13 protein-coding genes are annotated in these 17,580 nt (G+C 42.2%); 4 read left to right on the top strand and 9 right to left on the bottom strand.

Annotated elements, in window-relative coordinates:
• Window positions 1-84 precede the first annotated feature (84 nt).
• The 7 genes from pyrF to aroA all read right to left on the bottom strand — a co-directional run bounded on the left by pyrF (window position 85) and on the right by aroA (window position 6,721).
• Window positions 85-783, bottom strand: coding sequence for an orotidine-5'-phosphate decarboxylase (gene pyrF / locus AAEZ02_RS06320; RefSeq protein ID WP_124013094.1), 699 nt, complete (start codon window positions 781-783; stop codon window positions 85-87).
• 68 nt (window positions 784-851) lie between these two features.
• Window positions 852-2,012 (bottom strand): lipopolysaccharide assembly protein LapB, encoded by a 1,161-nt coding sequence (gene lapB / locus AAEZ02_RS06315; RefSeq protein ID WP_124013093.1) that lies wholly within the window; start codon window positions 2,010-2,012, stop codon window positions 852-854.
• Between the two features lies 1 nt (window position 2,013).
• Window positions 2,014-2,310, bottom strand: a complete 297-nt coding sequence (locus AAEZ02_RS06310) for a lipopolysaccharide assembly protein LapA domain-containing protein (protein WP_124013092.1) — start codon at window positions 2,308-2,310, stop codon at window positions 2,014-2,016.
• Window positions 2,311-2,432: 122 nt separating this feature from the next.
• A complete protein-coding gene (gene ihfB, locus AAEZ02_RS06305; protein ID WP_124013091.1) occupies window positions 2,433-2,720 on the bottom strand; it encodes an integration host factor subunit beta in 288 nt (95 codons plus the stop codon).
• Window positions 2,721-2,797: 77 nt separating this feature from the next.
• Window positions 2,798-4,465, bottom strand: a complete 1,668-nt coding sequence (gene rpsA, locus AAEZ02_RS06300; RefSeq protein WP_101031218.1) for a 30S ribosomal protein S1 — start codon at window positions 4,463-4,465, stop codon at window positions 2,798-2,800.
• Between the two features lie 114 nt (window positions 4,466-4,579).
• Window positions 4,580-5,269: a (d)CMP kinase gene (gene cmk / locus AAEZ02_RS06295; RefSeq protein WP_101031216.1), complete on the bottom strand. Its 690-nt coding sequence runs from the start codon at window positions 5,267-5,269 to the stop codon at window positions 4,580-4,582.
• Between the two features lie 171 nt (window positions 5,270-5,440).
• Window positions 5,441-6,721 carry a 3-phosphoshikimate 1-carboxyvinyltransferase gene (aroA, locus tag AAEZ02_RS06290; protein WP_101031214.1) on the bottom strand — a complete coding sequence of 427 codons (1,281 nt, stop codon included), beginning with the start codon at window positions 6,719-6,721 and terminating at the stop codon, window positions 5,441-5,443.
• 775 nt (window positions 6,722-7,496) lie between these two features.
• On the opposite strand from aroA, the gene AAEZ02_RS06285 reads away from it, so the two are divergent.
• The 3 genes from AAEZ02_RS06285 (at window position 7,497) to AAEZ02_RS06275 (ending at window position 12,222) form a co-directional block, all read left to right on the top strand.
• Window positions 7,497-8,687: an amino acid aminotransferase gene (locus AAEZ02_RS06285; RefSeq protein WP_124013090.1), complete on the top strand. Its 1,191-nt coding sequence runs from the start codon at window positions 7,497-7,499 to the stop codon at window positions 8,685-8,687.
• Between the two features lie 703 nt (window positions 8,688-9,390).
• Complete coding sequence (locus tag AAEZ02_RS06280) at window positions 9,391-10,752, top strand: aromatic amino acid transport family protein (RefSeq protein ID WP_124013089.1); 1,362 nt, start codon at window positions 9,391-9,393, stop codon at window positions 10,750-10,752.
• A 387-nt stretch (window positions 10,753-11,139) separates the two neighbouring features.
• Window positions 11,140-12,222 (top strand): methyltransferase, encoded by a 1,083-nt coding sequence (locus AAEZ02_RS06275; RefSeq protein ID WP_351122308.1) that lies wholly within the window; start codon window positions 11,140-11,142, stop codon window positions 12,220-12,222.
• 122 nt (window positions 12,223-12,344) lie between these two features.
• Here AAEZ02_RS06275 and serC read toward each other — a convergent pair whose 3' ends face one another.
• Together serC and gyrA are read right to left on the bottom strand one after the other, a co-directional pair.
• The gene (gene serC / locus AAEZ02_RS06270) at window positions 12,345-13,442 is read right to left on the bottom strand and encodes a 3-phosphoserine/phosphohydroxythreonine transaminase (RefSeq protein ID WP_124013087.1); all 1,098 of its coding nucleotides are present in this window, start codon (window positions 13,440-13,442) and stop codon (window positions 12,345-12,347) included.
• A gap of 179 nt (window positions 13,443-13,621) precedes the next feature.
• The gene (gene gyrA, locus AAEZ02_RS06265; RefSeq protein ID WP_124013086.1) at window positions 13,622-16,351 is read right to left on the bottom strand and encodes a DNA gyrase subunit A; all 2,730 of its coding nucleotides are present in this window, start codon (window positions 16,349-16,351) and stop codon (window positions 13,622-13,624) included.
• A gap of 388 nt (window positions 16,352-16,739) precedes the next feature.
• Between gyrA and ubiG the strand changes: the two genes are divergently transcribed.
• The gene (gene ubiG / locus AAEZ02_RS06260; protein ID WP_124013085.1) at window positions 16,740-17,462 is read left to right on the top strand and encodes a bifunctional 2-polyprenyl-6-hydroxyphenol methylase/3-demethylubiquinol 3-O-methyltransferase UbiG; all 723 of its coding nucleotides are present in this window, start codon (window positions 16,740-16,742) and stop codon (window positions 17,460-17,462) included.
• Window positions 17,463-17,580 lie beyond the last annotated feature (118 nt).

Genomic DNA, 17,580 nt, shown 5'->3' with positions numbered 1-17,580 from the left:
TTGTTGATGTAGATAAGTCTATTTTGCTGACGACATAGACAGAAAATATAACTTTTTCAATGATGCTTTTACAACAAGAACGGATCAAACATGCAGTGATTGATAAATAGCCTTAAGCGCTGCTAATGGATCCACAGCTTGAGTAATTGGTCGACCAATCACCAAATAATCTGACCCCGCTGTAATAGCTTGTTGTGGCGTCATGACACGCTGTTGATCACCAGTATCACTGCCTGCGGGACGAATACCCGGTGTCACTAAGGTAAAGTCTTGTCCAAATGATGATTTAAGCAATTTAGCTTCTTGAGCGGAGCACACAACCCCATCTAACTCAGCTTGATGAGTCAGTTTTGCTAAGCGCAATACATGTTCAAATACAGGGACATTGATGCCAAGTAAGACTAAGTCTTCATCTGACATTGATGTTAATACGGTAACGGCTATCAACAATGGTGCATCTTGACCAAATGGCACCAAAGCTTGTTTAGCGGCCTGCATCATGGCAAGCCCTCCGCTGGCGTGCACGTTAGTCATCCACACGCCTAGATCAGCGGCGGCGGTAACGGCTTTTGCCACCGTATTGGGAATATCATGGAATTTCAAATCTAGGAATAAATCGAAGTTACGATTATGGATATCGTTAACCAGATCTGGCCCGAATAACGTAAACATCTCTTTGCCGATTTTTAGACGACACATATCTGGGTCAAGTTTATCAATAAAGGTCAATGCGTCATTTTTATTATGATAATCGAGGGCGACTACAATTGATTTCTTCGTCATTGGAACTCCAGCGGCCATAGCTTATTTTAATGCCTTTATTATAGGGTATCTAAATGGTAATGATAAAATTATTCACCGTCGAGCCCTTTGATCCGTTTGATGCTGCCCCACTGTTTACATGATGGACAATGCCAATATAAACCGTGAGAGGGGAAACCGCAGGCAATACAGCGGTAACTAGGACGGAATTTAATTTGTTGTTCAACAAGCTGTTCGAGCATAGATAAACTTTGTTTCGCTTGGCCATCTTCAGCTTGTTTAATGTGCAATTGCATTAAATGCTGAAACCCTTTCATGGTCGGATGATGATATAAGTTATCGAGCATCATGGTTTCAGCACTTTGATGTTGATTAAGGCTTATTTTGTGCTCGGCAAGTGCGATAACCACACTGGCACCTGCGCCGTCGGCAATGGCCTCTGCAAGCAGTTCGTTAAAACCTTCTGGATCTTGGGTGTCTCGATACACTTGCTTTGCAATTGAAACGGCATCAGCAAATAAATCAATATCGGCCAATTTCAGCTGTTGGATCGCCTGCTTGCATAACTCAAACTGACCAGCATCAAGATAAATTTTAGCTAAGGTTAACCAAGCCCGACCGCATTGAGCGTCTTGTTTAATCGCTTGGTGCAATTTTTTGATTTTGTCAGCGTCGTTATTGGCTTCATCAGCTAATTGACAATAAAAATGTGCCGTGGTGTGTTTAAGCACTTGTTGGCGTTTTCGAGGTAGACGCTTAGTGATATCGATGGCCTTTTGCCACTCTTTAGTCACTTGGTAGATTAACAGAAGTTGTGTTTCTGATTCTTCACTGTGGTCATCTTGACTGACTAAGTTGCTAAAGATTTCTTCGGCGCGGTCATAAAACCCAGCGGCCATATAATCTTTACCTAACTCCATCATCGCGATGTCACGTTGCTCGTTGGTCAAGCTGGGCCTGGCAATCAAGTTCTGATGGATACGTATTGAACGGTCTACTTCACCCCGTTTACGAAATAACGAACCTAACGATAAATGGGTGTCGATGGTTTCATCGTCAACATCAAGCATGCTGATAAATAAATCAACCGCTTTATCAGACTCGTTAGACAGTAAAAAGTTAAACCCAGTAAAATAATCTCGGCTTAATTTTTTACTCTGCTGGCTATCGCTATGACGAATACTGCGTCGTCCCATGTACCATCCGTAACCGGCAGCGATAGGCAATAACAAGAACAAGATTTCTAGCATACTAGACGACTTGATCCTTAGGCGTTAAAGCAACACTGGTTGCCTCTACAGCGGTAAACTTTTTAAGGGCTTTGTTACTTTTACGCAACGCAAGTTTTAGCTTAATGATGTGGTAGCTTGCAAATATCCAGCTGAGAATAAACCCGCAGAAAAAGACCACGGCAAGTACTATAGGCAAACGATATTGCCCTTCAGCAATAAAGTAACTTAAAGTGACGACTTGTTCATTTTTAGCACCAAATAATAAAGCTAAAACAAACAACAATCCAACGAGTACAACAACAATAAATGATCTCACGCTATTCTCCATGAAGGTGTATCAATATAATGATTATCCAAGAAATTTACTGGGCTGACCAGCATTGACTGTCATTAGATATAAAAAAGCCTCCAAAAGGAGGCTTTTTATTCAGTCATTAATCAAGGATTAACAACATCGACACGTTCGCGCAGTTCTTTACCCGGCTTAAAGTGCGGTACATACTTGCCTTCCAAATCAACAGAGGTGCCTGTTTTTGGATTACGACCCATACGTGGTGCACGATAGTGAAGTGAAAAACTACCAAATCCGCGGATTTCTATACGATCACCGGTTTCTAATGTTGTTGCCATTTGCTCCAACATTTCTTTGATTGCACTTTCCACTTCCTTCGCCGACAGTTGCGACTGCCTAGTGGCGAGTTTTTCGATAAGTTCAGATTTTGTCATCTTAGCTATCCCATATTATCAAGCCAAACACAGTCGCCTAATGGGGAGGAATTCCCCATACAACAGACGATTTTCGATTACTTACGAGCCGCTTTGAAAGCTTCAGCCATTGCGCTGCTCATTACAACTTCATCTTGCTTGTTCAAAGTAGCAATCGCTTCTTTCTGTTCAGCTTCATCTTTCGCTTTGATAGATAAGCTGATAGAACGGTTCTTACGATCTACACCCATGAACTTAGCTTCGATTGCATTACCTACTGAGTATACAGTAGATGCATCTTCGATGCGTTCTGAAGAGATGTCAGCTACACGGATATAACCTTCAACTGTTTCAGCCAATTCAACTGTAACACCTTTTGCGTCAACAGCAGAAACAGTACCGTGAACTACGGTGCCTTTCTTCTTGTCAGCTAAGTATGCGTTGAATGGATCATCTTCAGTTTGCTTAACACCTAAGCTGATGCGCTCACGCTCTGGGTCTACTGAAAGAACCACTGCATGGATTTCGTCGCCTTTCTTGTATTCAGATACTGCATCTTCGCCAGTACCGTTCCAAGAAATATCAGATAAGTGAACAAGACCATCGATTCCACCGTCAAGACCGATAAAGATACCGAAGTCAGTGATTGACTTGATCTTACCAGATACTTTGTCGCCTTTGTTGTAACGAGTTGCGAAGTCATCCCATGGGTTAACTTTACACTGTTTCAGGCCTAGAGAAATACGACGACGCTCTTCGTCAATGTCTAGTACTAACACTTCAACTTCATCACCTAAGTTAACAACTTTAGATGGGTGAATGTTCTTGTTAGTCCAATCCATTTCAGAAACGTGAACTAAACCTTCAACGCCTTCTTCGATTTCTACGAAGCAACCGTAGTCAGTTAAGTTAGTTACGCGACCAGTAAGACGTGTGCTTTCTGGGTAGCGCTTGCTGATTTCTAACCATGGATCTTCGCCAAGTTGCTTAAGACCTAATGATACGCGAGTACGCTCACGGTCATATTTAAGTACTTTAACGTTGATTTCGTCACCAACATTAACGATTTCAGATGGGTGCTTAACACGTTTCCAAGCCATATCTGTGATATGTAAAAGACCGTCAACACCACCCAAGTCTACGAATGCACCGTAGTCAGTAAGGTTTTTAACGATACCTTTAACAGCTTGACCTTCTTGTAGATTCTCAAGAAGAGTATCACGTTCAGCACTGCTTTCAGATTCGATAACTGCACGACGAGAAACAACAACGTTGTTGCGCTTCTGATCAAGCTTGATAACTTTGAATTCTAATTCTTTGTACTCTAAGTGAGCGGTGTCGCGAACTGGGCGCACGTCAACTAGAGAACCTGGTAAGAAGGCACGGATACCGTTTAATTCAACAGTGAAACCACCTTTAACTTTACCATTGATGATACCGATTACAGTTTCAGCATCTTCGTACGCTTTTTCTAGAACGATCCAAGCTTCATGACGCTTAGCTTTTTCGCGAGACAATTGAGTCTCACCAAAGCCATCTTCAACAGAGTCAAGGGCTACGTCAACTTCATCACCAACTTGAATTTCTAAAACGCCTTGTGCGTTTTTGAATTCGTCAGCATTGATTGGACTTTCAGACTTAAGGCCGGCGTCAACAAGTACCATACCGTTTTCAATGGCAACAACTGTACCACGAACGATAGAACCTGGACGGAACTCTAAAGTTTCAAGGGATTGTTCAAATAGATCAGCAAAAGATTCAGTCATGTTTTAGGTTACTTCATTATATAAAACCACCATCCATCCTAGATGTGGAGTCTAGTAATATTATTCGTGTCATCCTTAACACAAACACCTACTGCACAATAAACGAGGATTCGGTTACGTGACAGTAATTTTTTGTCTAACGTATTCAAGCACTTGCTTCAATACATCTTCTATGCCTATGCCGCTTGTATCAATAACAAGTGCATCATTAGCTGGGACTAAAGGCGCAGCGGCGCGATTGGTATCACGGTCGTCTCGCTCGATAATTTCAGCTAAAAGGCGGTCGATTTTAACATCGAAGCCTTTGTCCTGCAACTGATTATAGCGTCTTTGCGCCCGTTCTTCAGCAGACGCAGTTAAAAATATTTTTACTGGTGCTTTAGAAAAGACCACGGTACCCATGTCGCGTCCGTCGGCAACTAAGCCTGGAGCGGCACAAAATGCCCGTTGGCGACGTAATAATGCCTCACGTACACGCGGTAATGCCGCCACTTTAGAGGCAGCATTTGAGCATTCTGGTGAGCGAATGGTCGTGGTAACGTCTTCGCCTTCGAGGACCACTTTAATGGCATCAGTCTGGCTGCCCGTTAAAAATTGGACATCAAGGTGTGCAGCCAATAAGGTCAGTGCTTCTTCGTTTTCTAGCTCAACATCATGATGAATAGCGGCTAAGGCTAAAACACGATAAATCGCACCACTGTCTAATAAATGCCATCCTAAATGCTGTGCCAATAATTGACATATTGTCCCTTTCCCTGCACCGCTAGGGCCATCAACTGTGATCACTGGAGATCGTTCTGACATAATTTGCTCCGAAAATAATCTATCTTCCCTGAAAACATACGAGGGTTCATCAAAATAAGCGCGCGAATTGTATAACAAATAAATGTTAATTACTGATGAATTTTCGGTTATTAAAACCAAGATCGACCTTTAATGGTGTTAAAGGCCGTGTTTTAATCTGTCGATGTGGTGTTATTTTGCCAGTTGTGCAAATTGTGCAAAATAATCCGGGAATGTTTTTGATGTGCAGTCTGGATCGTTAATGGTGATACCACAATCGGCAAAGGCCAATATTGAAAAACACATCGCCATACGATGATCGTTATAGGTATCAATCGCAGCGGTATTTAATACAGCTGGCGGCGTAATGGTAATATAATCATGACCTTCATCAACCGTTGCACCCACTTTACGTAACTCAGTTGCCATGGCGGCTAAACGATCAGTTTCTTTAATGCGCCAGTTATAAATGTTGCGAATAGAGGTAACGCCTTTAGCAAACAAGGCTGCGGTTGCAATGGTCATCGCCGCATCAGGAATGTGGTTCATGTCCATGTCGATACCCGTTAAGGTCGATTGACGGACAATAATGTAATCATCGCCCCACTCTATGTCTGCGCCCATTTCAGCTAATACATCGGCAAACTTAACATCACCCTGAATACTTAAACGGCCAACGCCAGTTACTTTAACTTCACCACCTTGGATCGCGCCAGCAGCTAAAAAGTAAGACGCCGATGAGGCATCGCCTTCAACTAAGACTTTGCCAGGCGACACGTATTGTTGTCCTGATGGAATTTCAAAACGGGCGTAATCATGATTAATCACCTTGACACCAAACTTGGCCATCAACGAAATAGTAATATCAATATAAGGCTTAGAAACAAGCTCACCTTTAATAGTAATGTTCACACTGTCTTTGGTCAGTGGTGCCACCATCAGTAGCGCAGTTAAGAATTGACTTGATAAGTTACCCGCAATCTCAACATCACCGCCGTTTAATCCTTTAGCCTTGATGGTTAATGGCGGAAAACCATCGTTTTTAAGATAAGTCACATCGGCGCCAAGTTGACGTAACGCATCAACTAAATCACCAATAGGACGTTCTTCCATTCGAGGCTCACCGGTTAAGGTAAATTCGCCATGACCTAAGGTTAATGCCGCACACAACGGACGCATGGCAGTGCCTGCATTACCAAGAAACAGGCTTTGAGCTTGTTCACTATTCAGTGGCGATCCCATTCCCTCGAGCTCACAAACGGTATTGTTATTCGATAGACGATAATTTACCCCAAGTTGTTTTAACGACGCCAACATATAACGGATATCATCAGAATCGAGTAAGTTCGTTAGCGTAGTCGTGCCTTTGGCCAACGTGGCTAATAGCAAGGCACGATTTGAAATACTTTTTGAGCCAGGAATGTTAATTTCGCCATTCATGCGGGTAATATGGTCAAGACGCAGTTGTTTCATTAATACTCTTCTTTGTGTTGCACTCATTGAACGTCTACAGACCGACAGATGAGTAAAAGGCTTCACCGGATAAAATAAGCCTTACATCACCTCGTGAACTTAGGCTGATGTAAAAGGCAATGTTTCGATACAGTTTGGTAGGATCAATTTAATCTTTGGCAGACCAATTCGTTCGGGATAAACGGGTTAGCGCGTATATAAGAATGCGGCGTAAGGTGTGATGCTTAGTCATTCTACGCTAATACCTTGCAACAAACTTCTCGCTTACAAACTTCTCGCTTACAAATAAGCAAGCCCGTTTAGCCGAACTTGGGCTGTGTAAGTGGCTTCTTTTTACTGCGTTAGCGTTACACCTCTAGAACAACACGTCATAAACTCCGCCTTATAGAAAATGGCCTCAAACGCTGCAACATCTATTGGAGTAAAGGTGCTTCGACAGCTCAACAACCTCAGTAATCGACTTCATAATGTTTCATAGTGCTTACGTTACTGATTGTCGCCAAGGATTCAACCGTTATTTTATGTTTTAGGTGACTTTTATGCTCAAGTTGAAATTTTTTAACTTTAGTTAGGTTTTTCTCGACAAATCTGCACAGTTCAGACCATTAATGACGGTCTGATTTAGTTGCCCAGATTAATTAGGGCTTAGCAATGTAAGACCTAATAAGGCTGATTTAGCAGTTCTTTATTGGTATAATTCACGTTATGCTAAAGCCAAGTTCCTGTATCTTGTTTCGCTCTAATGCGTGTAACTTTAAAATAAGAAGGTCAATCCATGTTTAATTCATTAACCGCGATGCCAGCCGATCCGATTTTAGGCCTATTGACACAATATCGCGCAGACAAGCATCCCAATAAAGTCGATTTAGGTGTGGGTGTTTATAAAGACCCTGTTGGCCACACACCTATTTTAGATTGCGTAAAAGTTGCCGAAAAAATCCGTTTAGACACCGAAACAACAAAAGTGTACATAGGACCAACAGGCTCAGCACCATTTAATCAACTCATGGGCGAATTAGCCTTTGGTGCCAGCCACAGTGTATTACTGGCCGATCGCGTTCGCACGGTATCAACGCCAGGCGGAACTGGTGCCCTGCGCGTGGCAGCTGACTTTATTAAGCGTTGTAATCCTAACGCAGTGTTATGGGTAAGCGACCCAACATGGGCCAACCACACGGGTTTATTTGAAGCCGCAGGCATTACAGTTAAAACCTATCCATACTATGACTACGACAACAAAACACTTAAATTTGATCAAATGCTAGCGAAGTTAAACACCATAGATAAAGATGACGTGGTGTTATTTCATGCATGTTGTCATAACCCAAGCGGCATGGATTTAAGCACCGATCAATGGGATGAAGTGGTTAAGGTTACGGTTAAGCAAGGTTTTACGCCATTAATTGACATGGCTTACCAGGGCTTTGGTGACGGCGTAGATGAAGATGCCTACGGCGTGCGCCAAATGGCTGCGGCAGTAGAAAGCATGATTTTATGCAGCTCTTGCTCAAAAAACTTTGGTTTGTACCGTGAGCGTATTGGCGCCTGTTCCATTGTCGCTAAAGACAGTACAACGGCTAACGTAGCACTGTCGGTAATGTTATATGTTATTCGCTGTATTTACTCAATGCCCCCTGCCCATGGCGCGGCGATTGTTGAAACCATCTTAGGCTCGCCAGCGCTTAAACAGCAATGGTTAGCTGAGCTCAAAGTGATGCGCGACCGTATTAACGGCAACCGAACTATGTTGGTTGAACAATTAGCCGCCAATGGTGTTGACCGCGACTTTAGTTTTATCGCCCGTCAAAAAGGCATGTTTTCATTCTTAGGGGTTAACCCTGAACAAGTGGCCATACTTAAACAGCAATACAGTGTGTACATGGTCGGCTCAAGCCGGATCAGTATTGCCGGTATTAGCCAAACCAATGTTGATTATTTAGCTAAATCTATTGCGGCAGTATTATAACAAAAACCCATTTTGATAAGCGTTAGTATAAGTAGAAAAAATCAATAAAAAGGTCGCTTATTGCGACCTTTTTGTTGCTCAGTTTACTCAAATAGACTTGCCAAGGATCGCTTACTGACCTAGATGTTAACCCGTTCAGCTGATGACAAATAAATCCAAACATAGGCAATTTATGTTATCGAATGTAGGCAGCGTAGGCAGCGTTTACAAACCTTTCGTTATAGTTAACTCATCATCCATTAGTTAATCTCAACTTGGCATAAGAGATAGGATTAACTGATAGGTATCAATAGCTTTTCAAATCATCAATATCAAGCTTGCCAATTATGTTGCTCACAAGGCGTATTCTCGTATTCATAGCGGCGTCAATCGCTGGCCTATAGTAAATCAAGATAACTTCAATCGCCAAATAAAGGGCTTTTTGATAAACGTTTATTATCCCGAGTTGAGATGAATGACTTCCAAATGCCGATCATAATCACTATGAATATTTTTCGATGCAGTGCTTAGGTGACGGCACGGTTAAATCTGTAGGTGATGGTTGTAGATGAATTGAAGCTGCTTGTCGTATTTAATGTTCCCTCATCGGGATATAGCTCCCAATATTTAAACATTATTATATTATGCCTGTGTAAATACCTAATATCCCATAGGAATATGTACCCTGACGCAGAATTTAACATGTTGTCAAGGTGAATCAGCTATGCAAAATGAAGCCATAAGTGCACAAGAGATCCCCGAGTCTGTCGTTGTTTCAGATACAGGCTGGTCACGTCAGGATACAACCTGGATGTTGAGCTTGTTTGGCACGGCCGTCGGTGCCGGAATTTTATTTTTACCTATTAATGCGGGGATGGGTGGCTTTTGGCCATTGGTCTTAATGGTGCTAATGATTGGCCCTATGACCTATCTTGCTCACCGTGGTCTATCCCGCTTTCTATGTTCATCCACCATTGCTGATAGTGACATCACCCAGGTAGTAGAAGAACATTTTGGTATTGGGGCGGGTAAAGCCATTACCTTACTGTATTTTTTAGCCATTTATCCCATTGTGTTAATCTACGGCGTTGGGATCACTAATACCGTCGACAGTTTCATTATTAATCAATTAGGCGTGTTTACCGAAGTCCCAAGAATGTTGCAGAACGGTGCGCCAGCATTAACAGATGCTGGGGTGCAAATTATCGATAAAATAAGTGCTATTCCGCGCTGGCTACTTTCGGGCATGCTGATCTTATGCATGATGTCTGTGATGGTCGCAGGTGAAAAGTTTATGCTCTCTGTAACGCGGATATTAGTCTATCCCCTAGTCGCGATCCTCGCTTTCATGTCATTGTATTTAATACCAGACTGGAAGTTTGATGCTCTTATGGTTGTGCCTTCGGCCACTAATTTTCTTGGTACCGTCTGGTTAACTATTCCAGTGCTTGTGTTTGCCTTTAACCACTCGCCTGCTATCTCCCAGTTCTCGGTTTCGCTCAAAAAAGAACACGGCGCCAATGCCTCCCACAAGGCCGATGTCATACTACGCAATACTACCATCATGCTAGTGGGATTCGTGATGTTGTTCGTATTCTCCTGTGTATTGTCCTTAACACCGGTGCAATTGTTAGAAGCAAAAGCCGATAACCTACCGATCCTGTCTTATCTTGCCAACGTTCATGAAAGTGGTTTTATCAGCTATGTTGCACCTGTGATTGCTTTCATCGCCATTATTTCATCTTTCTTCGGCCACTATATGGGGGCTACCGAAGGCTTAAAAGGCATTATTACTAAGCAATTACCCAATAGCGGCAAGCCAGAAAACAGTCACAAATTGGATAAATTTATCTTAGGATTTATGTTTATTACTACTTGGGCCGTGGCGATTATCAACCCAAGTATACTTGGCATGATCGAGGCGCTTGGTGGCCCCGTTATTGCTGCTATTTTGTATATTATGCCAATGTATGCAATACATAAGGTGCCGGCTCTGAAAGCCTACCGAGGACGAGTGAGCAACATCTTCGTCGTCATTACGGGTTTATTGTCAATGACCGCCATTGTGTTCGGCTTACTGAGCTAAATGAGAATGGTGAGATAAATGAGCTAAGTGGGCTAAGTGGGCTAAGTCCATCATACCTTCCCTTTTATTTGAGCGAATTAACCACCGCTGTTTTTTTCATAAGGGAAGGTTTTACCCATAAAAGTACCGAGTCAGCAGTAGAAAAGGTCTATAACGTTTGATGTTGTGAATGCAAAAAAAACCTATCCAGTGGAAACGTTTAGCATAGATGAAGTCTGTTTTGCGGAACTCTCAATGTTAACCTTTAACCTTGAGGGGGCTCGATAAATCATTATTACGGTTGTGAACTTGTCACAAAACAAAAACTAGAAGTAGCTCAAAACCTTATTCACATTACTTTGATAGAATTGAATTAATATCACCGCCTTCGTTGAGTTAACACCACTAATGTCTTTTTATCAATCTCCCAAAAAAATATCTGCTTTTGATGCTAAGTTTGAAGCACAAAAAATAGCGTTTGCACCGGTCAGTTTTCAAGTCGCACGTTGCTTAAGTCAATTTGATTTACTCACCAAAGTTGATGAGGTTGGTGAGAAAGGTATTAGCCTAGTTCAGCTTACCCAAGATTCCGAGTTGTCTGAATATGCCATTCATGTCTTGCTTGATATGGGATTAAGCATGGGCATTTTTTGGTGTAAAGATAATCATTACCGCCTCGATAAAACTGGCTATTTTTTACTCCATGATGATATGGCCGCAAAAAACCTAAACTTCATCCATGATGTTTGTTATCAAGGCTTGTTTGAGCTTGAAGATTCACTTAAGCAAGGCAAAGCAATAGGGCTTAAACACTTTGGCGATTGGGACACTATTTACCCGGGCTTAAGCCAACTACCAGAACAAACTAAAAAAAGCTGGTTTGAGTTTGATCATTACTATTCAGATCATGCTTTTGACAGCCTATTACCATTAATATTTAAGTCACAGCCGGCGCATATTGTTGATGTGGGTGGCAATACCGGTAAATGGGCATTTGCCTGCACCCATTATAATAAAAACGTCCACGTCACTATTATGGATTTACCGGGGCAACTTATTGTGGCAATGAAAAATGCACAAACACAGTTGGTTGCAGATCGCGTTCATCCCTTTGAAACAGATTTACTCGATAGCGAAAAGCCTTTTTGCCAAGAGGGTGATTTATATTGGATGAGTCAATTTTTAGATTGTTTTTCTAAACAACAAATAAGCATTATTCTTAAGCGCACTGTGGCAGCGATTAAACCTGATAGTGAACTTTGTATTTTAGAGACATATTGGGACAGGCAACCCCATGAAGCTGGTGCCTATTGTGTTAACGCAACGTCTTTGTATTTTACTGCTATTGCCAATGGAAATAGTCGGATGTACCACAGTAAAGATATGCTTAACATGATCATTGAAGCTGGACTGTATGTTGATCAAGACATCGACAACATCGGCCTGGGTCATACTTTACTGCGCTGCAAACTCAAGCCTACTTATCAATAGTGTTTAACTGAAGTTGCTATACATCTAATCAACACGTCATTTATTCTCCACATAAAAAAGCGAATGCTGGTCGGCATTCGCTTTTTTATTGCTGAACCTTGATTAACTTTGGTTAAGGTTAGTTAGGCTTGATGGTGCTTTACTGCAAAGTTATTCATAAAGTCAACCAGGGCTTTTACACCGGCTAGCGGCATGGCGTTATAAATACTGGCACGCATACCGCCTACGTTACGATGACCTTTTAATGCCATTAATCCTACCTGCTCTGCTTGAACTAAAAACTCACTGTTTAGCGCATCATTCACTAATTGGAAGGTCACGTTCATACGTGAGCGGTTATTAAGTGCGACGCCGTTTTTATAAAACGGATTATTGTCGATACAATGATACAGTAACGCCGCTTTTTGTTGGTTCAATTGAGCCATCGCACTCACACCACCATTAGCCGCTAACCAGGCAAACACTTCAGAGGCTAAATACCAAGCAAACGTTGGTGGGGTATTAAACATTGAGCCATATTCAACCGCCACGCGATAATCCATTATTGATGACTGCGGTAGGCTTGGAAGTTTAAGCATATCGTCACGGACGATCACAATCGACAAGCCTGATGGGCCAATGTTCTTTTGCGCGCCAGCATAAATGAGTCCGTATTTGCTGACATCAATTTCATGGGACATGATGGTTGATGATAAATCAGCAACGATGGGCCAAGGGCTCGTTAACTCTTCAAAAATTTCGATGCCATCAACGGTTTCGTTTGAGCAATAATGCACATAACGATAGTCTTTCTTGATTGTGCTTAAGTCGGGTAATGTCACCTGGTTAAGACCATTGATCTGTTCAACAATATTGATGCTGTCAATATGTTGCTCACCCACCAGTTTTTGCGCTTCTGTCACCGCTGACGACGACCATTGACCACTGACTAAATAAAGCGCCCGACCGTTATCACCCAAGAAGTTATTCACTACGTTAGAAAATTGGCCGCGGCCACCACCATGCATAAATAACACATGATAGTTTTTAGGGATGTTCATCAACTTGCGAAGTGTGACCTCTGCTTGCTCGGTCAGTGCAATAAACTCTTTACTGCGATGACTGATTTCCATCACGGAGACACCTAGCCCATTCCAATCAATTAATTCCTGTTGTGCTTTTTGCATCACAGCTTGAGGTAACATGGCCGGTCCAGCACAGAAATTATAAATTGCGCTCACAAACAACTCCTTTGACAAATAATCAATATAGACAATAACAAGTTAACCGTAATAATAAGGATTTTACGGGGTGATGAATAGGCCTTTATTTACCTATTTTGATGAAATTTATTCCGTAATATAAAACGGGCGCCATTAAGGCGCCCGTTCGAGGAGAAATTGACAACAAGGGTAATAAATTACTCTTGTTCGTCTGCTCCGCTTTTGGCATCGTCTGGATCAGTTGATTCAACATCATCAGTTGATTCAGCATCGGTCACTTCAGCATCGATAACATCGCTTACTGGAATAACATTGCCTTCTTCGTCTAACAACTCTTCAGTTTGAATCTCTTCAATACGCTGTAAACCAACAACTTTCTCGTCTTCAGCTGTACGGATGATAGTCACACCTTGAGTGTTACGACCAATAATTGATACGCCTTCAGCAGGCGTTCGCACTAAGGTGCCTTTATTACTGATCAACATGATTTCGTCAAAAGTGCCAACTTGAACGGCACCGACTACTTCACCATTACGTTCGCTGACCTTAATCGATACCACACCTTTAGTGCCGCGACTCTTCGCTGGGTATTCATCCAACTCGGTACGTTTACCGTAACCGTTTTCAGTTATGGTTAAAATCGCACCGTCAACTTTAGGCACTATTAACGATACCACTTTTTGGCCCGCATCAAGCTTAATACCACGAACACCGGTTGCAGTACGGCCCATTGGGCGTAGCGCAATGATTTCTTCGCCCGTTTCAGCATCAATCTTCACTTCACCGGTTTCAGAATCACGCGCTTTCTCATTAAAGCGAACCACTTTACCTACATTAGAGAACAACATAATGTCGTTACTGCCGTCAGTAATATCGACGCCAATTAATTGATCACCGTCTTTTAGGTTTACAGCAATAATCCCGTTTGAACGTGGGTTGCTGTAAGCTGTTAATGCTGTTTTCTTAACCGTGCCATGCGCTGTTGCCATGATGATAAATTTATCATCAGCATATTCACGTACCGGCAGAATTGCCGTAATGTGCTCACCGTCAGAGAGTGGTAATAAGTTAACAATAGGACGTCCACGAGCAGTACGACTCGCTAATGGTAATTGATACACTTTTAACCAATACATTTTACCAAAGTCAGAGAAGCAGAGAATCGTGTCATGGGTGTTTGCCACCAATAACTTTTCAACAAAGTCTTCATCTTTTACTTTAGTTGCCGCTTTGCCTTTACCACCACGACGCTGTGCTTGGTAGTCAGACAAGACTTGGTATTTTGCATAACCTAAGTGAGATAAGGTCACGACAACGTCTTCTTCATTGATTAAGTCTTCAAGACTCATATCAATTTCATTAGCGTTGATAATGGTGCGACGTTCATCACCGTATTGCTCAAGAATTTCTTCTAATTCTTCTTTAATCACTTCCATCAAACGCGATGGAGTACGAAGAATGAATAACAAACCCGCAATCAGAACTAAAAGCTCTTCATATTCAGCTAGAATCTTGTCATGTTCTAGACCGGTTAAACGGTGCAGACGTAATTCAAGAATCGCTTGTGCTTGTTGCTCGGTTAAATAGTACTGACCATCACGGATGCCATACTGTGGTTCTAACCATTCTGGACGCGCAGCATCATCGCCCGCTTTTTCAAGCATGCCTTGTACATTACCTAACACCCAACCTTGTGCCACTAATTTAGCTTTGGCTTCAGCCGGTGTAGGAGAGGCTTTAATTAACGCAATAATCGGATCGATGTTAGCCAGTGCAATGGCGAGTGCTTCAAGAATATGAGCACGGTCGCGGGCTTTACGCAGTTCAAATACGGTACGGCGCGTAACCACTTCACGACGGTGAAGAATAAAACACTCAAGCATTTCTTTAAGGTTAAACAACTTAGGCTGACCGTTCGTCAATGCCACCATGTTGATTCCAAAAGAACACTGCATTTGTGTTTGAGAATATAAGTTGTTTAGTACAACCTCACCCACTTCACCGCGTTTGATTTCAATAACAATACGCATACCGTCTTTATCAGACTCATCGCGTAGGCCACTGATACCTTCTAATTTCTTATCTTTTACAAGCTCGGCAATTTTTTCAATCAAACGGGCTTTGTTAACTTGATATGGAATTTCATGAACAATAATACGTTCACGACCATTCTCTTCCGTTTCAATGTCAGCTTTAGAGCGCATGATAGCGCGGCCACGGCCGGTGTTGTAAGCATCAATAATGCCTTTGCGACCGTTAATTGATGCTGCCGTTGGAAAATCTGGACCTGGGATGTATTCCATTAACTGTTCAATCGATAAACTTGGATCGTCGATTAACGCCAAACAGCCTTTCACTACTTCTGTTAAGTTGTGAGGTGGAATGTTAGTGGCCATACCGACTGCAATACCAGATGAACCATTGATTAATAGGTTTGGTACGCGTGTTGGTAATACCGCAGGGATCATCTCTGTGCCGTCATAGTTAGGCACAAAATCCACGGTTTCTTTTTCAAGGTCCGCTAATAATGAATGCGCCAACTTTTGCATACGAATTTCGGTATAACGCATCGCCGCAGCAGAGTCACCATCGACCGAACCAAAGTTTCCTTGTCCGTCTACTAATGTGTAGCGTAGCGAGAACGGTTGCGCCATACGTACAATTGTATCGTATACAGCGGTATCACCATGGGGGTGATACTTACCAATTACGTCACCAACGACACGAGCGGATTTTTTATATGGTTTGTTCCAATCGTTTTTTAATTCGCTCATGGCGAACAATACCCGACGGTGAACGGGTTTTAAACCGTCACGGACGTCAGGTAATGCACGACCTACAATTACGCTCATTGCGTAATCAAGGTAAGAATTCTTAAGTTCGTCTTCGATGTTAATTGGCGAAATAGATGATGCCAGATCAGTCATAAACTGCGCGTTCCCCTAAAGTGAGCTGACAATAAAACTTAGATATTATTATCTAGCTTAAAAACGTGATTTGGCATTCTAACACAGATATTTAATGTCGCCAGAACTAAGACCTGCCAAATGCTCTATCACTATTAATAATTACAAAAAAGCTAACATTTTCAGATAATTTAGTTTATTCGTTGGCTAATATATGGCTAAATTTTAGCAAGAATAAAACGCCACTTGCTGATGCTTTAAGCACTTAAGCGCACAAAATGATAATCCATCGCACTTAAATGGATGTTTTATGAGCAAGCATGACCGGAGAAAGCCATTGTTGACTACTATTCACCAAGGTTATCGCTATAATAGCGACCATACTTTCATTAAACACTTAGGTTAAGTTATGTCACATGCTGAACAATCGACACCCAATGTAGATCCGCTAGAGATCGCAAAATTTGAAGCCATGGCGCAAACATGGTGGGATCTCAATGGTGAGTTCAAGCCATTACACTTACTTAATCCACTGCGTTTAAACTACATTGACCAAACCGCTGACGGCATTTTCGATAAGAAAGTCTTAGATGTCGGTTGTGGTGGCGGCATTTTATCCGAAAGCATGGCGCACCTGGGTGCCCACGTTGATGGTATTGATATGGGTACTGAGCCGCTTGAAGTGGCAAAACTGCACGCATTAGAGTCTGGCGTGTCAGTTAATTATCTTAAAACAACTGCCGAAGCACACAGCGATAGCCACCGCGAGTATTACGATGTGGTGACTTGCATGGAAATGCTCGAACATGTACCCGATCCGCAATCGGTTATCCAAGCATGTTGTGACATGGTTAAACCCAATGGCTTTGTGTTTATCTCCACCATTAACCGCAATATGATGTCATACCTGCAGACCATTATTGGTGCTGAATATTTATTGAAAATGCTCCCGGTTGGTACCCACGACCACAGTAAGTTTATTCGTCCATCTGAACTAATGGCATTAGTCGATAATACCGACTTATTGTGCAAGGATGCATTAGGGATTACGTACAACCCGTTGTCAGGAGTGTTTAAGTACACTAACAGTGTTGATGTTAATTATATGATAGCCACCCAAAAAATTGATTAATCATCCTGGTGACTCTTTTCAACGTTTTAATGTAAGTGAACCAGAGTAGCGTTACTTCCTGCCAATAACGCTATAAAGGTGCATACATGATTCCATTATTATTGACTCTTGTTAGGAG

Source organism: Shewanella sp. T24-MNA-CIBAN-0130 (assembly GCF_040310185.1).
GTDB classification, from domain to species: Bacteria; Pseudomonadota; Gammaproteobacteria; order Enterobacterales; family Shewanellaceae; genus Shewanella; species Shewanella psychromarinicola.
This window is presented reverse-complemented; position numbering and strand designations above follow the sequence as displayed.